Annotated in this window: 14 protein-coding genes and 1 pseudogene; 7 read left to right on the top strand and 8 right to left on the bottom strand. The window is 74.6% G+C overall.

Annotation, left to right across the window (positions count from 1 at the left end; all coding sequences use genetic code 11):
- Positions 1 to 61: 61 nt before the first annotated feature.
- A complete protein-coding gene (locus KCH_RS07665; protein WP_244305229.1) occupies positions 62 to 838 on the bottom strand; it encodes a LamB/YcsF family protein in 777 nt (258 codons plus the stop codon).
- A 278-nt stretch (positions 839 to 1,116) separates the two neighbouring features.
- Complete coding sequence (locus KCH_RS07660) at positions 1,117 to 1,587, bottom strand: MarR family winged helix-turn-helix transcriptional regulator (protein WP_035860535.1); 471 nt, start codon at positions 1,585 to 1,587, stop codon at positions 1,117 to 1,119.
- Positions 1,588 to 1,752: 165 nt separating this feature from the next.
- Here KCH_RS07660 and KCH_RS07655 point away from each other — a divergent pair, with 165 nt between their 5' ends.
- From KCH_RS07655 to KCH_RS07645, 3 genes are all read left to right on the top strand, one after another.
- Entirely contained in the window at positions 1,753 to 3,234 is a 1,482-nt protein-coding gene (locus tag KCH_RS07655; protein WP_084223355.1) for an MFS transporter, read from the top strand.
- A 96-nt stretch (positions 3,235 to 3,330) separates the two neighbouring features.
- A complete protein-coding gene (locus KCH_RS07650; protein ID WP_035860533.1) occupies positions 3,331 to 4,395 on the top strand; it encodes a DUF2804 domain-containing protein in 1,065 nt (354 codons plus the stop codon).
- Between the two features lie 114 nt (positions 4,396 to 4,509).
- A complete protein-coding gene (locus KCH_RS07645; RefSeq protein WP_035860530.1) occupies positions 4,510 to 5,277 on the top strand; it encodes a maleylpyruvate isomerase family mycothiol-dependent enzyme in 768 nt (255 codons plus the stop codon).
- 122 nt (positions 5,278 to 5,399) lie between these two features.
- Here KCH_RS07645 and KCH_RS07640 read toward each other — a convergent pair whose 3' ends face one another.
- Together KCH_RS07640 and KCH_RS07635 are read right to left on the bottom strand one after the other, a co-directional pair.
- Complete coding sequence (locus KCH_RS07640; protein WP_035860527.1) at positions 5,400 to 5,804, bottom strand: SRPBCC family protein; 405 nt, start codon at positions 5,802 to 5,804, stop codon at positions 5,400 to 5,402.
- Positions 5,805 to 5,836: 32 nt separating this feature from the next.
- A complete protein-coding gene (locus tag KCH_RS07635) occupies positions 5,837 to 6,208 on the bottom strand; it encodes a VOC family protein (RefSeq protein WP_035860524.1) in 372 nt (123 codons plus the stop codon).
- 150 nt (positions 6,209 to 6,358) lie between these two features.
- On the opposite strand from KCH_RS07635, the gene KCH_RS07630 reads away from it, so the two are divergent.
- On the top strand, positions 6,359 to 7,198 hold the full coding sequence (locus KCH_RS07630; protein WP_157031942.1) for a helix-turn-helix transcriptional regulator: 840 nt from the start codon (positions 6,359 to 6,361) through the stop codon (positions 7,196 to 7,198).
- A gap of 12 nt (positions 7,199 to 7,210) precedes the next feature.
- On the opposite strand, the gene KCH_RS07625 is transcribed toward KCH_RS07630, so the two are convergent.
- The 4 genes from KCH_RS07625 to KCH_RS07615 all read right to left on the bottom strand — a co-directional run bounded on the left by KCH_RS07625 (position 7,211) and on the right by KCH_RS07615 (position 11,844).
- The gene (locus KCH_RS07625; RefSeq protein WP_035860522.1) at positions 7,211 to 8,161 is read right to left on the bottom strand and encodes an ABC transporter ATP-binding protein; all 951 of its coding nucleotides are present in this window, start codon (positions 8,159 to 8,161) and stop codon (positions 7,211 to 7,213) included.
- Complete coding sequence (locus KCH_RS07620; protein WP_035860519.1) at positions 8,158 to 10,872, bottom strand: hypothetical protein; 2,715 nt, start codon at positions 10,870 to 10,872, stop codon at positions 8,158 to 8,160. Before KCH_RS07620 ends, KCH_RS07625 begins: the two co-directional genes overlap by 4 nt.
- Positions 10,869 to 10,994 carry a hypothetical protein gene (locus KCH_RS45880; protein WP_279635837.1) on the bottom strand — a complete coding sequence of 42 codons (126 nt, stop codon included), beginning with the start codon at positions 10,992 to 10,994 and terminating at the stop codon, positions 10,869 to 10,871. Before KCH_RS45880 ends, KCH_RS07620 begins: the two co-directional genes overlap by 4 nt.
- A 250-nt stretch (positions 10,995 to 11,244) precedes the next feature.
- The gene (locus KCH_RS07615) at positions 11,245 to 11,844 is read right to left on the bottom strand and encodes a hypothetical protein (RefSeq protein WP_244305227.1); all 600 of its coding nucleotides are present in this window, start codon (positions 11,842 to 11,844) and stop codon (positions 11,245 to 11,247) included.
- Between the two features lie 155 nt (positions 11,845 to 11,999).
- On the opposite strand from KCH_RS07615, the gene KCH_RS07610 reads away from it, so the two are divergent.
- The 3 genes and pseudogenes from KCH_RS07610 to KCH_RS07600 form a co-directional block, all read left to right on the top strand.
- Positions 12,000 to 13,520 carry a hypothetical protein gene (locus KCH_RS07610; protein WP_035860517.1) on the top strand — a complete coding sequence of 507 codons (1,521 nt, stop codon included), beginning with the start codon at positions 12,000 to 12,002 and terminating at the stop codon, positions 13,518 to 13,520.
- Positions 13,521 to 13,653: 133 nt separating this feature from the next.
- Positions 13,654 to 14,532 carry a hypothetical protein gene (locus KCH_RS07605; protein ID WP_035860515.1) on the top strand — a complete coding sequence of 293 codons (879 nt, stop codon included), beginning with the start codon at positions 13,654 to 13,656 and terminating at the stop codon, positions 14,530 to 14,532.
- Between the two features lie 49 nt (positions 14,533 to 14,581).
- A pseudogene (locus KCH_RS07600) lies at positions 14,582 to 16,191 on the top strand (hypothetical protein); the annotation flags it as partial.

Raw genomic sequence — 16,191 nt, 5'->3', positions numbered from 1 at the left:
ACGGCTGCGGCGGCGCGAATCCGAGAAATTCTCCGGGCCGGCGCCGGGTGCCGACGAGCCGTCAGCTGAAGGCCTCCACCCGGACGCCCGCGGAGGCGAGCGCGCCCCTGACCCGCCAGGCGAGTTGGGCGGCGCCGGGGGTGTCGCCGTGGACGCAGAGCGAGCGGGCGTGGACGGCGATCGGCTCGCCGCCGACGGCGGTGACGGTGGCGTCGCGGGCGATCCCGACGGCGCGCGCGATGACCGCCTCGGGGTCGTGGACGACGGCGTCCGGGTCGCGTCGCGGGACGAGGGTGCCGGCCCAGGTGTAGGCCCGGTCGGCGAACGCCTCGGTGACGACGGGGAGTCCGACGCCCTCCGCGACGGCCAGCAGGCGGGAGCCGGGCAGGCCGAGCAGCGGCAGCGGGCCGTCGCAGATCGCGCCGGACCGCAGGACGCCCGAAACCACTGCCTCCGCCTGCTCGTTGTCGTGCACCACCCGGTTGTAGAGCGCGCCGTGCGGCTTGACGTAGGAGACCCGGGAGCCGGCAGCGCGGGCGAACACCTGGAGGGCGCCGATCTGGTACGCGATCTCGTCGGCGAGCTCGTCCGGCGGGACGTCCATCGCGCGGCGGCCGAACCCGGCGAGGTCGCGGTAGGAGACCTGGGCGCCGATCCGCACCCCGCGCTCGGCGGCCAGCGCGCAGACCCGGCGCATGGTGGACGGGTCGCCGGCGTGGAAGCCGCAGGCGACGTTGGCGCTGGTGACCACCGACAGCAGGGCCTCGTCGTCGGTGAGGCTCCAGCGGCCGAAGCCCTCGCCGAGATCCGCATTGAGGTCGATCACCGTGTCGGCCACTTCGTCTCGTCCGCCCTTCCGCGCGCGGACCGACCCGGGGCCCGGGCGCCCGCTCCTGGGGGTGATCGTAGGGCCTGATCGTTTCGCCGGGGGCGGCTGCCGGACCCCGGGCGACAGGTTTTACCCGTCAGCTCCCGAACCGCCGGCGCGGGGGCCACCCGCTCGGGTGCGGCGCGGCGGGCGGCGCGAATTGACGCGGGGTCGGAAGAGCGGCCCCGGCAGCGAGCAGGGGGCCGGACGGAGCGTCAGGAGCGGCCCGTCGGAAGCGGGGCAGCGCCTCAGGCGCGCGGCCAGGGCCGGCCCTGGAGCTTCTCGATGTCGCGGTTGAAGCGTTCCAGTATGTCGGCGAACTCGGCGAGGTCCTCGGTCGTCCAGTCGCCGACCACCTTGGCCAGGCCCTGGATCGACCACTCGCGGTCGTGGTGGAGGCGGCGCATGCCCTCGTCGGTGATGCGCAGCTTGCGGGCCACCCCGCCGTCCGGGTCGGGGATCCGGTCGACCAGGCCGGCCCGCAGCATGGCGGCGGTCTGCCGGTTGACGGTGGAGGTGTCCAGGCCGAAGGCCTCGGCGAGCTGGCCGATGGTGAGCGGGCCTTCGGTCTCGATCCGGCTGAGCAGGGTGTACGCGCTGCGCTCCAGCCGCTCCTGGCTGTCGGCGCCGCCGGAGGTGCGGGTGGTGGCGAGCACCTGGTGCCGGCTGAGCAGCATCATCTCCCGCTCGATCAGCGCGAGTTCCTTGGGGTGCCGCATGCTCCTCCGTCCCTTGCGTCACTTTTCGGCAGCATATCCCGCGAGCGCGGTATGTGTATGGTACACATTATGTGCATCATGCATATTCAATGACGAGTCGTACACCGAGCCAAGCCGAGCCGAACCCGGCTACCGATCTGGCTGTCGAGAGATGAGAAGAACCCCATGAGTCAGGCACGCACCGGCCCCGTCGTCGGAGTGCTCGCCGGCGCGGGCATCGTGGTCTCGCTGATGCAGACCCTGGTCGTCCCGCTGATCCCCCAACTGCCGGACCTGCTCCACACCTCCGCCGCCAACGCGTCCTGGGCGATCACCGCCACCCTGCTGGCCGGCGCGGTCGCCACCCCGGTGCTCGGCCGGCTCGGCGACATGTACGGCAAGCGCAAGGTGCTGCTGATCAGCCTCGCCCTGCTCGTCATCGGCTCGCTGATCTGCGGCTTCAGCAGCTCGCTGGCACCGATGGTGGTCGGCCGCGCCCTTCAGGGCGTCGGCGCCGGCGTCATCCCGCTCGGCATCAGCATCATGCGCGACGAGCTGCCGCCGCAGAAGCTCGGCTCCTCGATGGCGCTGATGAGCTCCTCGCTCGGCATCGGCGGCGCGTTCGGCCTGCCGCTGTCCGCCGTCATCGCCGAGAACACCAGCTGGCACGCCCTGTTCTGGATCTCGGCCGCGCTCGGCGCGCTGATCGCCGGCGCCGTCGTCGCGTTCGTCCCCGAGTCGCCGGTCCGCTCCGGCGGACGCTTCGACGTGGTCGGCACGGTCGGCCTCACCATCGGCCTGGTCGCCCTGCTGCTCGCCGTCTCCAAGGGCGGCGACTGGGGCTGGGCCTCCGGCTCCACGCTCGGCATGTTCGCCGTCGCGGTGGTCGTGTTCCCGATCTGGGGCTGGTGGGAGCTGCGCACCGACCAGCCGCTGGTCGACCTGCGCACCAGCGCCCGCCGCCAGGTGCTGATGACCAACGCGGCCTCCGTGGTGGTCGGCTTCGCGATGTACGCGATGAGCCTGGTCTCCCCGCAGCTGCTCCAGATGCCCACCTCCACCGGCTACGGCCTCGGCCAGTCGATGGTCCAGGCCGGTCTGTGGATGGCCCCCGCGGGCCTGGTGATGATGCTGCTCTCGCCGATCTCCGCCAAGCTGTCCCGGGCCAAGGGCCCCAAGGTCTCGCTGTTCGTCGGCGCCGTCATCATCACCGGCGGCTACCTCGCCGCCCTCGCCCTGATGGGCCACGCCTGGGGCGTCCTGGTGTTCTCCTGCCTGATCAGCGGCGGCATCGCGTTCGCCTACGCGGCCATGCCCGCGCTGATCATGGGCGCCGTCCCGGCCTCCGAGACGGCCGCCGCGAACGGGCTGAACGCCCTGATGCGGTCCATCGGCACCTCCACCTCCTCCGCCGTCATCGGCGTCGTGCTGGCGCACCTGACCATCGACTTCCACGGCCGCACGCTGCCGTCGGAAAGCGGTTTCCGCACCGCCTTCGTGATCGGCGCGGGCGCGGCGGTGCTGGCCGCCCTGGTCACGCTGGCGATCCCCGGCGTCCGCCGGGCCGCCGCCGCGAAGGCCGCCGCGGCTCCCGTGCTGACCGTCGTGGACGGCGGGGACGGGACCGCCGCCGGCAAGGGCGCGGCCGAGGGCGCGGCCGTCAAGTAGCCGTCCGCCACTGCTTTCCGAGGGGCCGTCCGCACTCCACTCCGGGGTGCGGACGGCCCGTGGCTTTCGCCCGGGCCGCGGCAGTAGGGTGCGCGAATGGCGACCCATGAGCGTGAGATCACCGAACCCGTCGACCTGTGCGGCCCGGACGGGCAGCTCAACCCCGACGCGGTCGGCTGGTCCCGCACCCCGCTGCACCGGGCCAACCTGCGCGGCTGGGGACGCACCAAGCGGTGGGAGTACTGGTGCGTCACCACGCCCACCCACCTGCTCGCGCTGACCGTCAGCGACCTCGACTTCCTCACCCTCGACGCCGTGTACTTCCTCGCCTGGGACGAGCACGGCGTCCTGGAGGACCACGAGCGGACCGCGATCGCCCCCGGCCTGCCGCACCGCCGCACCGCCCTCCCCGAGGGCATCGCCGGCTCCGGTGGCCCGCACGGCGCGGACCTCGCCGTCGGGCCCGAGCGCCCCAGCCGTCGGCAGGTCCGGGTGACGATCCGTCAGGAGCCCGCCGGCACCCGGCTGCGGGCCCGCGCGCTCACCGCCGACCTTCGGCCGCTCGAAGTCGACCTGCTGGTGGCCCGGCCCGCCGGCCACGAGACGCTGTCGGTGGTCGTCCCCTGGGACGGAAAGCGCTTTCAGTACACCTCCAAGCACACCGCCCTCCCCGCCACCGGCACCGTCCGACTCGGCGACCGCAGCTACGGGTTCGGCGCCGACGCGTGGGGCGTCCTCGACCACGGCCGGGGCCGCTGGCCGCGCTCGCTCGGCTGGAACTGGGGTGCCGCGTCCGGCCGCACCGACGGCCGGGTGGTCGGCCTCCAGTTCGGCGGCCAGTGGACGGCCGGGACGGGCGCCACCGAGAACGCGCTCTGCGTGGACGGCCGCCTCAGCAAGCTCGGCGCCGAACTCGACTGGCACTACGACCCCGCCGACCCGCTCGCCCCCTGGCGGATCACCACCCCCGGCGACGACCAGGTCGACCTGACCTTCACCCCCTTCCACGACCGCCGCACCCGCACCGAGGCCGGCCTGCTCGCGAACCGCACCGACCAGTGCTTCGGCCACTACCGGGGCACGATCCGCACGGACGACGGCGAAAAGGTCGCCGTGGACGGGCTGTTGGGCTGGGCGGAGGACGTGCGGATGCGCTGGTGAGCCCCGCAGGCCGGCCTTCTCGCCCTACGGCGGCGACGGGCGGGCGAGCTGCGGCGGTGGCGGGCGCGGAAAACCGCTGTCCGGTGGGCGGACAGCGGTGGTAGACATCCACGCGTGAAAAAGGATCTTGAGTTCGCCGACCTGCTGCGACTGATCGACGACCGCTCGGCGGCCTTCCGCGCCGCGATCGCCGCCGCGCCCGGCCCGGACGTCCGGGTGCCGAGCTGCCCGGAGTGGACGCTGCGCGACCTGGCGCAGCACGTGGGCGAGGGCCGCCGGGCGTGGGCGGCGACCGTCGCGGCCGGTCCGGAGGCCACCGCCAAGGCCGACCCGGGGGAGGGGGCCGTCGCGCCCGAGGAGCGCGAGGCGCTGCTCGGCTGGCTGGCCGAGTCGACGGGCCTGCTGCTCGACGCGCTGCGCGAGGCCGGCCCGGACCGCGCCTGCTGGGGCTGGTGGGGCAAGTCGCAGACCCCGCTGACGGCCGCCGGCGTGGCCCGGCGGCAGCTGCACGAGGTCGCGGTGCACACCTATGACGCGCAGCTCGCCGCGGGCGCGGCCGAGCCGGTGCCGGTCGAGGTGGCGATCGACGGCGTGGAGGAGTTCCTGTCCACCTTCTGCACCACCACGGAGGCCTGGCCGCACGAGCCCGGCGCCGTCGACTACCACGTCACCGAGGGACGGTCCTGGCGCAACGAACTCTCCGCCGCCGGCGCGAGTTTCGTCGTGCTGCCCGGCGAGCGGACGGACGCCGTGGCCACCGCGCACGGCACGGCGAGCGACCTGGTGCTCGCGTTCTACGGCCGCATCCCGCTGGACGACCTGGAGCTCGGCGGCGACCGGAGCGTCTTCGACCAGCTGGTGGAGTGGGACCCGGAGCGCTGACGGCCGGCGCGCGGCCGACGCGCGGCCGGCTCCGGGGGCGGGCCGCCGCGCCGCCCCCGGAGCCGTCCAGTGGCCGGCCCGGTCCGCCGATCCGCGCTGCCGTGCCACTGGTTGACGTCGCGTCAGGTCGCGTCCGCCAGGGTGCGGCGGATCACCTCGATGCCCCGGTCGACCATCGCGGCGATGGGCCCCGCCAGGTCGGCGGGCCGGACGTCGGTGGTCCAGGCGAAGCGGGCGCGGCCGTCGGGTTCGGCGAACACCTGCATCGAGGCGTGGTGGTGGACGGTCGAGAACGAGCCGCCGACCAGCGTGTAGGCGATGCGGCGGGTTTCGTCGTCCAGCGAGACCACGAGCTCGTGGACGACCGTGCCGTCCTCGAAGGTCACCACCCGGACGTCGCCGTCGACCCGGGTGTCGGTGACGAAGCCGGGCGCGAGCCGGCGGTGGACGGAGCCCCAGTCGCGGATCGCGGCCCAGGCGCTGTCGGGTGCGGTGTCGATCAGGGTCTCGCGGTGGATCGTTGCCATGAACGGGTGCTCCGGGAGGTCGGGGTGGGCGGTCAGTCGGTGGTGGCGGGCGCGAGGCAGAACGGGTGGCCCTCGGGGTCGAGGAGGACCACCCAGGCGCCCGCGCCGGGCTGGAACGCGGGCTTGACGGCGCCGAGTCGGAGCAGGTCCGCGACGGCGCGGTCCAGGTCGGCGACGGCGAAGTCGAGGTGGAGGCGCTTGGCGCCGTCCGGCCACTGCGGGGCGCGGTGGTCCGGGACGCGGACGAAGCCCAGCGCGGGCCCGCCGGCGCCGGCGTCGAGGGCGGCGAACTCCTCGCCGCTGTCGGTCAGTTGCCAGCCGGTGGCCTGCTGGTAGAAGGCGGCGAGCTTGATCGGATCGGCGCAGTCGACGTGGACGGCGGTGAGCCTGGAGAGGGCGGACACGGGCGAACTCCTCGAAGGGATAGGGCTGTTGGCGGAAGCCGAACCGGCTCCGGGGAGCAGCCTCGCCCGGACGCGCCGCCCGGGTCTTGAACATCCTTGCGGGCAGGCGGGGGCCCGGCACTGTCCGACCGGACGTATACGGTTCGGGCCGTGCTCTCCGTCCAAAGCCTCGCTGCCCGGCCCGACTTCGACATCAGCTCCGTCGCCTGCCGCAGCGACCACACCCGGTGGTCGCCGCTCGAAGTCCACGGCTTCCACCGGGTGGTGCTGGTCCGCCGGGGCCGCTTCCGCCGCCGCGCCGACCGGACGGCCGCGGATCTCGACCCGAGCCTCGGCTACCTCGCGGTGCCCGGCGAGGAGGAGTCCTTCGCGCACCCGGCGGGCGGCGACCACTGCACGGCGATCACCGTCGGGCCGGCGCTGTGGCGGACCCTCGCGGGGGACGCGGCGAAGCACCGCCCGTCCGCCGTCTACGTCGATCCGCCGCTCGACCTCGCCCACCGCCGCCTGCTGCGCGCCGCCGGTGCCGGCGACGTCGACTACGCGGCCACCGAAGAGCTGCTGACCCTGCTGGCGAGGGCCGTCGCCCGGACGGCGGACGGGCCGACGCCGTGCGCGGACGGGCCGTCCGCCGTGAAGGACCGTCAACTGGTCGCCGCCGCCCGGGAGGCGATCGCCGCCGACCACCCGGCCTCCGGCACCCTGCTCGCGCTGGCCGAACTCCTCGGCGCGTCCCCGTACCGGCTCAGCCGGGCCTTCCCGCGCGAACTCGGCGTCTCCGTCACCCACTACCGCCACCGGGTCCGGCTGGCCCGCGCGCTGGACCGCCTGGAGGCGGGGGAGAGCAGCCTCGGCGCCCTCGCCGCCGACCTCGGCTACGCCGACCAGGCCCACCTGACCCGCACCGCCCGCCGCCACCTCGGCCACACCCCGAGCGCGCTGCGCCGCCTGCTGGCGCCGCCGAACTCCGCTGCCCGGCCCAGGACTTAGCGGCTGGGGTGTTCAGTCGGTGTTGTCGGGGTGGAGGGCGATGTGGTCGGTGGCGAGGTCGGCGGCGACGCGGTGTTCCATGCCGAGTGCGGTGAGGAATTTGGCGGGGAGTTGGATGCGGCCGGTGCGGTCGAGCATGACGTATTCGCGTTCGGTGACGGTTTCGTGGCCGTGTTCGTCGGTGACGGTGCGGCGGAGGACTTCGCTGCTGGTGCGGCCGTCGCGGATGGCGACGGTGCGGCGGACTTCGCCGGCGACCATGGGGTCGTGGGTGACGAGGACGACGGTGGTGCCGAGTTCGCGGTTGACGGTGCGGAAGGCTTCGAAGATGCCGGTGGCGGTGTCGGAGTCGAGTTCGCCGGTGGGTTCGTCGCCGAGGAGGACGGCGGGGTCGTTGGCGAGGGCGACGGCGATGGCGACGCGTTGCTGTTGTCCGCCGGAGAGTTCGGTGGGGCGGCGGTCGGCGAGGGGGGTGATGTCGAGGGCGTCGAGGAGTTCGGTGACGCGGGTGCGGCGGTGTCTGGCGGCGCGGTGGCCGGAGCGCAGTTGCATGGGCAGGGCGATGTTCTGGGCGGCGGTGAGGAAGGGGAGGAGGTTGCGGGCGGTCTGCTGCCGGATGAAGCCGACGGTGTCGCGGCGGTAGCGGAGGCGGTCCTTGGGGGTCATGGTGAGGAGGTCGCTGCCGGCGACGGTGGCGGTGCCGGCGGTGGGGGTGTCGAGGCCGGCGAGGATGTTGAGGAGGGTGGATTTGCCGCTGCCGGAGGCGCCGACGAGGGCGACGAGGTCGCCGCGGTCGACGGTGAGGTCGAGTCCTTGGAGGGCCTGGACCTCGATGCCGTCGGTGCTGAAGATGCGGACCAGGCGTTCGCAACTGATGGCGAGGTCGGTGCGGGTGGCGCGGGGGGCGGTGGCGGCCAGGGCCCGGGCGCGGAGTTCGTCCAGGCTCGGGGGCGGAGTACTCATCGGGTGTCTCCTGCTCGCAGTTCGGTGGTGATCTGCCGACGGGCGCTGACGGCGGCCTCGGCCACCACCGCGAGGGCCGCCAACACGGCCAGCCCGAGAGCCTGTTGGACGATCGGCAGGGCGATGAGCCGCAGGCCGACCCGGTCCGCCGCGCCGACCAGGGGCGCGACGTCGACGGCCGGGCCGATCAGCAGCACGCAGCCGGCCGCGGCCAGTGCGCCGCCGAGCGCGGCCACCAGCGCCTGGGGGAGCGCCTCGGCGAGGATCAGCGCCAGGCCCTGCCGGGGCCGCAGGCCCATGGTGCGCAGCCGGGCCAGCGTGGCGGCGCGCTCGGGCCCGGCCCGAAGGAGCGTCAGCAGCACGGACAGCACCGCGAACAGCGCGGTGATGCCGACGGAGACCCAGAACATCCGCTCGGCGGCGGTCTGCAGCGGGTCGCTGCCGAGCACCGCGACCACGCCGGTGCGGGTCTTCGCGAGGTGGCCGGCGGCGGAGTCGGTGGCCGCCGGTCCGAGGAACTGCTGGGCGAGCGCGTGCACTTGGGCGTCGTCCAGGTTGCCGGTGGCGAGCCACTCGACCGGGCGGCCGAGCCGGGGCATCAGTGCGGAGGCGGGTCCGGCCGGGAGCAGCACGGTGATGCCCGCCGTCTCGCTGCGGGCGGGGGTGCCGTCGGCGGTGCCGACGGTCCGGATCGGGATCCCCTCGCCGGTGGACAGCCGGAGGGTGAACTCGCCGTTCGGCAGGTCGCTGGTGACCAGGGCGGGTAGCGGCTCGCCCGGCCGGGCGGTGAGCAGCGCCGGGTCGAACCGGCCGCGTCCGGCGACCTCGGCGACCTTCGCGTACCTGACGGGGTCGACCAGCACCACGTTGACCAGGACCGAACTGCCGTTGGGGAGCGGCATGCTGACGTCGTCGTCGATCCACACCGGCAGCGAGACGTCCACGCCGGGCAGCTTCTCGGCGGCGGTGACGAAGGCGTCCGGCAGCGCGCCGTGGGCCTTCGCGCGGACCATGGCGTCGCCGCCGATGAGGTAGCGGGCGACGTCGCCCCGGTCGGCCTTCACCGAACTGAGCACGGCGGCGCCGATCGCGCCGCAGGCGACGGCGAGGACCAGGGCGAGCAGCGGCAGCACCGAGGGCGGGAGCGCGGCCGCTGCCGCGGGCGGCGCGGGCCAGGCCGAGGAAGCCGATCGCTCCGGGGCGGCGCCGGCCCAGCGCGCCGACAGCCCGATCAGGAACGGCTGGAGGCGGGCCAGCAGCAGCGCGCCGGTGAGGGCGAGCAGCAGCGGAGCGGTGACCAGCAGCGGGTCGACGCCCTCGCCCTGCGGGGCGACGCCGCGCCGCAGCACCTGGGTGGCAGCGGCCACCGTGGCCGCCAGCACGGCGAGTTCGGCCATCACGCGCCGGCGGCCGTACCAGCCCCGGCCGGCCCGGTCGCGCAGCAGCAGCGCGGCCCGGAGCGGGAAGGCCAGCAGCGCGAGCAGGGTGACCGAGCCGGCGGCGAGGGCAGCGGGCTGCCAGCGCGGCGTCGGCAGCAGGGTGAAGGCGAGCAGCGCGCCGAGCGCGGCGGCCGGAAGCACCGTCAACGCGCCCTCGCCGAGCAGCAGTCGGACGATTCCGCCGCTGCCGCCGATCGAGCCGCCGCGCGCGCGGAGCAGCCGCAGTTCGGTGGTGCGCCGCTCGGCGGTGAGCGCGGCGGCGAGGCAGAGCACCACGGCGCCGACGCCGGCGGCCCCGGCGGGGCCGATCGCGGTGACAGAGTCGATGGCGCTCTGCCGCTGCCGGGCGCCGTCGATCAGCCGCCGCAGGTCCGAGACGATCGTCATCCGGGGCCGTCCGCTGCCCGCGATCACCCGGACCGAGACCGGCCCGTCGGTGACCGTGGCCAGGTCGAAGGAGGTCTGCCGGAGCCGGTCGGCCCGCAGGGCGTCGACCTGGACGGGCACCCGCCAGAAGTCCTCCTGGCTGCCGCCCCAGGCGGCCAGTCGGGAGATGCTCTCCGGGCCGGCCAGTGCGGTGGCGTACCAGTACAGCTTCGGGATCTCCCCGGGCCCGGGGTCGGTCATCGCCCGGCACACCTTGACCGCGCACACCTGGTCCGCCCAGAGCTGGGCCGACCGGTCGTCGACGGTGTACAGGCCGACCACCCGGAGCTGCGGGTGCGGCGCCCCGCCGGTGGCGTCGACCACCGAGCCGACGTCCGCCTTGACGGCGGCGGCGGCGTCCGCCGACAGCGCGACCGGGATCGGCTCCCCGTCGGCCGAGGCGCCGGGCCACTGACCGGCCGTCAGCCGGGCGTGCTCGGGGAGGCCGTGCAGGTAGCTGAGCGCGAACTCGGGGGAGACGCCCTCCGGGCGGGACAGCCACGGGTTGCTCAGGAAGCGGGTCTTGACGGCCCGGCTGCCGTAGACCGGTCCGCCCGGGGCGAGCGGGAGGACCGTGCCCGCGGCGTCGGCGAGCAGGGCCGCCGTGTCGTCCAGGGCCTTCGCCGGGTCGCCGGCCACCGGGTCGGAGGCGTAGGCCCGCACGCCGGTGGCCAGCTGGCCCTGGGAGCTCAGGTAGCTGCGCAGGGCGCGGTCCGCGCTGCGGTCCTGGGCGCGGGGCAGGGCGGCGGCCAGGAACACCACGGTCAGCGCGAGGACCGCGGTGAGCAGGGCGGCCAGCGGAGCGGTGCGCAGTCGGGTGCGGACCCAGGGGGCCGGGGTGCTCATGTCTCCTCCACGAACCGGAGCCGGGCGGCAGTGGGGCGGCCGGCGCCTGGCGGCATCGTGAAGAGCACCGCGGCGGCCAGCGGCGGGCGGCCGCGCAGCCGGCGCAGGACAGCGCCGAGCATGATGTCCCAACCCCCCGTTCCGGTCGTCCTGTACCGGATAGCGGACGACTTTGTCAGAGTCGGGCAGGAAGGGGAAGGGTTTTGCGCGAACCGGGTTGGGACGGAGCAGGAACGAGCAGGCTCACCCCGGATCGCCAAGGGGGGCAAGGGATTTGACCGGTACACGAAGGCGGGCGGCGGAGCGCCGCCGCGGCCGGAACGGCGCGGGGCCGCCGGCGGTCGGGGTCGCCGCCGGTGACCTGGCGGAGGCTCAGGGGCTGGGGACGACCCGGGCGAAGTCGTGGTGGGTGCGGACGGCCTGGTCCCACTCCAGGGCGCGGATCAGCCGGTGCACGATCAGCAGCGGAACGACGCCGAAGACGCCGAACGACATGTCGACGAATTGCCAGAACAGCGGGATGCCGCGCAGCGGGCCGCAGATCAGCGCCAGCGGGATGACGCCGCCGCAGGCGATCATCGCCCAGCGGATCACCCACACGTTGCGGACCGGGTCGCGCAGCGGGCCCCAGAACGCGACCGCGATGACCAGGTGCGCGAAGGCCAGCCAGTCGGTGCCGTAGGCGAGGAACGGGTGGCGGCCGTAGCCGTCGGCGACGCCGTCGCCGACCCGGCTCACCCAGGCGTCGAGCGCGGGGAGGGCGTCGCCGAGGCCGCTCCGGTTCATCGCCCGGACCAGCAGGGCGGTCTCGGTCTGCAAGGGGAACGCGGTCAGCCCGCTGAGCGCGAGACAGACGATGAACAGCCACAGCCAGCGCCTGATCCGGCGTCGGACGAGCGCGGTGTCGGCGGTGGATACGGGGCCGGGGCCGGCGGTGGTGGAACCGGTCGGGGCGGTGGCGATGTCGGACATGGGGACTCCCCCTCCATGCGCGGGTGCCGGAGACGGCACGCGGTGTCGCGAGAAGGACTCTAGACCTGAATTTGAACGCGTTCAACACGCTGGAACAGGCTGTCCCAAAGGGGACGTTTCGGACCTGTCCGCGGAAAGCCCTAATCTTGTCCCCCGTGACCGCCATCGCAGACCAGCCCACCAGGCCCGCCCCCGGACCGGCCGCCGACGAGGGACTCGCCCGTCGGCTCAAGGCGCTGGCGTGCACCGCGCCGCTGCACGACCTGGACAGCCGCAAGGTCAACCTGGCCGGCGAGTACGCCTCCTACACGATGGCCGAGATCGGCCTCGCCGCCATCGACCTGGTCACCCTGAACATGGACTTCGACACCGGGGCCGACCGCGACATAGTGCTGAGCCGGCTGCAGCCCCGGATCGCCGCCCAGAACCCCGGGCGGGCCGCCACCGAGCACGAGCGGGTGGCCCGCTGGGTGCTGGAGTCGCTGATCAACGTCGGCAGCGTGGACCGCGGCTTCCGCGCCGTCTACGGCACCTTCGGCCCGGACGGCGAATACACCCGCCGCGACTACGACTTCAAACTGATCGAGGAAGTCCCCGGCCAGGACGGCGGGGTGTACCTGCGCACCACCGACGAGGCGGTCAACGTCCTGGTCGGCGCGCTGGACACCGATGTGACGAGCGCTCAGATCGCCGCCGAGGTCAAGCTGGAGGTGCTGATCCGCCGCGGCCGCCTCGCCGACGCCCAACTCGCCGCCGAACAGGCCCGCTACCGCACCGTCCAGTACGCGGAGACGCTGCGCCGCGCCCTGGAGGCGACCCGCCGCAACGTCCGCGCGGTCGACTGGATGGAGACCGTCCCCGACCTGATCGACGAGGCGCTCGACCACATCGCCGACCGGTACCGGCACGAGAACGCCATCCTCACGAACATCCGCAAGGCCCGCGACGAGAGCGTCGACGCCGAGCACAAGCGGCGCGCCGCCGAACTCGTCGACATCGTCAAGGACTGCATCCGCCGCCACACCCAGCTGCAGACCCGACTGCTGGAAGCCGGCCCGCTGTTCCGCGCCGAACAGGACCGGCAGGCGTTCTCCGCACCCACCGCCCGCACCGGCATCGACCTGTACGGTCAACTCCTCGCACCGGTCCTCACCCTCCCGCTCGCGGACGCCACCCGGCCCACCGACGCGTTCTTCGCCCGCGGCACCGGACTGCGCACCCCCGTCTCGGTCCGAGTCAGCGACCTGGTCGACCTGCTGCTCACCCCGCCCGTCGAACGCGAGCACCTCGGCGCCGAACTCCCCGAACCCGACCTGGTCGCCACCCCCGACGACAGCCGGTTCTCCGAAGCCCAACTGGAAGCCGCCCTCGACCTGCTGGACCTGCCCGCCGACGCGCCCCGCCGCCTGTCCGGCCTGCTCGCCGACGCCCGCGCCCGCGGCACCGACCTCGACGAGGACGGCGAGGAACTCGCCTACCTGGTCGCCCTGCTGGCCGTGCACGCCGCCAGCCCGCCGGTCGGCACCGCCTACCGGCAGGGCGAGGAACGCCTGCTGTTCGCCGTCGACGACGGCACCCGCCTGGACGACCCGGGCTTCGGCGGCGCGGACCTGATCGTCGGCAGCGCCCTGCTGGACGCCGCCGGCATGGCCGCCGACCGCAAGGACGCGGTGTGACCGGCCCCGCACCTGACGGCCCGTCGGCCCGCCCCGCCGCCCGCGGCACGCGCGCCGCCCTCACCGCCCGTGGCACCCGCACCGCCCGCAGCACTGGCAGCACCTGCACCGCCCGCACCGAAGGAGCACCCGCATGACCACCAGCACCGAGGCGTGGGCGCCGCAGGACGCCGAACCGGCCGCCGCGCACGCGCCGATCAGCCCGGCCGACGTCGCCGAGGCCGCCCGCCTGGTCTCCTTCGGCCTGCAGGCCAAGCTGCTGCCGTCCCGTGACGCCGAGTACGCCGAACTGGTCCGCCGCTACCGCGACGACCCGCCGTTCGGACGGCTGGCCGACGCCGTCGCCACCGGCATGGGCCTGGTGGTGCTGGAGGTCTCGGCCCGCGCCGGCATGGCGGTCGCCGCCGCCGAGGACTCGGTGTTCGCCGTCCGGATGGGCGACTACTCGCGCCGCGCCGCCTCCGAGTCCACCGACCGCTTCCTGCACGGCCTGGCCCACCTCGCGGTCGCCGCACTCGCCTTCCCCCGCCCCGAGGACCTCGCCGACGACGGCTACCTCGGCCGGGTCACCGTCAACGGCGTGGACGCCTTCGTCCGGCAGGCCTGCCGCCGCCTGGAGGAGCGCGCCGCCGCCGAGGGCAGCAACACCGACCCGGCCAGCGCCGCCCCCGGCCTGGAGGCCGCCTGGCGGGTGTGGGCGCGCCGCTCCGCGACCGGCGCCACCAAGGACGCCCGCCGGCTGTCCGGCTCCACCACCGGCATCGTCTCCAAGGCGGTGTCCTTCCTGCTGGACTCCGGCTTCCTGCAGAAGACCTCCGACGACGCCGGCGGCACCTACCGCACCACCGCCCGCTACCAGTTGCAGGTCCGCGACCTGGCCGGCAGTGCCGCCATGGGCGAACTGCTGGACCTCGGCGTCGTCCCGGTCAGCGACGGCACCGCCACCCTGCTGCCGCCCGACGACAGCGAGGAACTCGTCGCCGACGCCGGACTCCCGTTCCACTCGCTCTGACCCCCCGTCACCACGTTCTGAACTGACCGCTCCAGGAGAACCACCGCACATGTACGAGCTGAACCGGGTCCGCCTGTACTCGATCGGACCGGCGGGCGCCCGCTACGCCGACACGGTGCTCGACCTGCGCGGCGTCGGCGAGCCGGTCCCCGAACCGCAGCCCCAGCAGATCGGCCTGTTCGGCGAGGAGCCCGAGGGCCCGCAGCGCCGCCCCGCGCCCGCCGGCGTGCTCTTCCTGGAGAACGGCGGCGGCAAGTCCGTCCTGCTCAAGCTGATCTTCTCGGTGATGCTGCCCGGCCACCGCAACACCCTCGGCGGCGCGTCCTCCGGCGTGCTGCGCAAGTTCCTGCTGGCCGACGACTGCGGCCACGTCGCCCTCGAATGGCAGCACACCGTCACCGGCGAACTCATCGTGGTCGGCAAGGTCAGCGAGTGGCGCGGCCGCCAGGTCTCCTCCGACCCGCGGAAGTTCGCCGAACTCTGGTACTCCTTCCGCCCCGGCCCCGGCCTCACCCTGGACGGCCTGCCGGTCGCCGAACGGCCCGCCCTGACCGGCGACCAGAAGGCCCGCGGCCGCCGCCGCACCATGAAGGGCTTCCGCGACGCCCTCACCGAGGCCGCCAAGGCCCACCCCTACCTCGACGTCACCTTCGAGGAGATCCACGACCGCTGGAACGAGCACCTCGGCGCGCTCGGCCTCGACCCCGAACTGTTCCGCTACCAGCGCGAGATGAACGCCGACGAGGGCGAGGCCGCCGGCCTGTTCGCGGTCCGCAACGACGCCGACTTCACCGACCTGCTGCTGCGCGCCGTCACCGACACCCGCGACACCGACGGCCTCGCCGACCTGGTCCACGGCTTCGCCGCCAAGCTCGGCCGGCGCGCCGAACTCACCGCCGAACGCGACTTCACCGCCGGCTCCGTCGACCTGCTGCAGCGCATCGTCGACGCCACCGCCGGCCGGGAGACCGTCCGCGAGGGCCACCGCGCCGCCGAACGCCGCACCCGCAGGCTCGCGTTGTCGCTGTCCGCCCGCTCCGCCGTCGAACGCGACCGGGTCCACGACCTCGCCGTCGAGGTCGCCGCCGCGGCGAGCGCCGTCACCGCCGCCGAGACCGACCGCACCCGGCACTCCCGGATCGTCTCCGAACTGACCTACCGGCACGCCACCCTCGGACTCGACGCCGCGACCACCGAAGCCGCCCGACTGCGCCGCGAACTCGCCGACGCCCGCGCCCAGTTCGCCGCCTGGCAGGCCGCCGAGGCGGTGCTCAGGCACCGCGCCGCCGCCGACCGGGCCAGCCGCGTCGCCGCCGCCATCCGGGAGGCCGAACTCGACGCCGCCCCCGCCCTCGCCGCCCGCGACCGGGCCGCCGGCGCGCTCGCCCGCGCCCTCGAATCCGCCGCGCTGAGCGCCGAGACCCGCGCCGACCAGGAAGAGCTGCGCGCAGGCGAGTTGCAGCAGGACGGCTCCGCCGCCCAGGCCGAGGCCACCGCCGCCGCGACCGCCGCGCAGAAGGCCCGCTCCGAGGCCGAACACCTCCGCCAGCGGCTCACCGAGGTCGAGCAGGAGACCGCCGCCGCCGTCGAAGCCGGCTGGATCGACGACTCCGGCGCCGAACCCGACCCGGCCCGCGCCGCCCTGCACGCCGCCGACGC

Source organism: Kitasatospora cheerisanensis KCTC 2395, assembly GCF_000696185.1.
GTDB classification, from domain to species: Bacteria; Actinomycetota; Actinomycetes; order Streptomycetales; family Streptomycetaceae; genus Kitasatospora; species Kitasatospora cheerisanensis.
The sequence above is the reverse complement of the archived record's forward strand: the minus strand, read 5'-3'. Positions and strand labels throughout refer to the sequence as shown.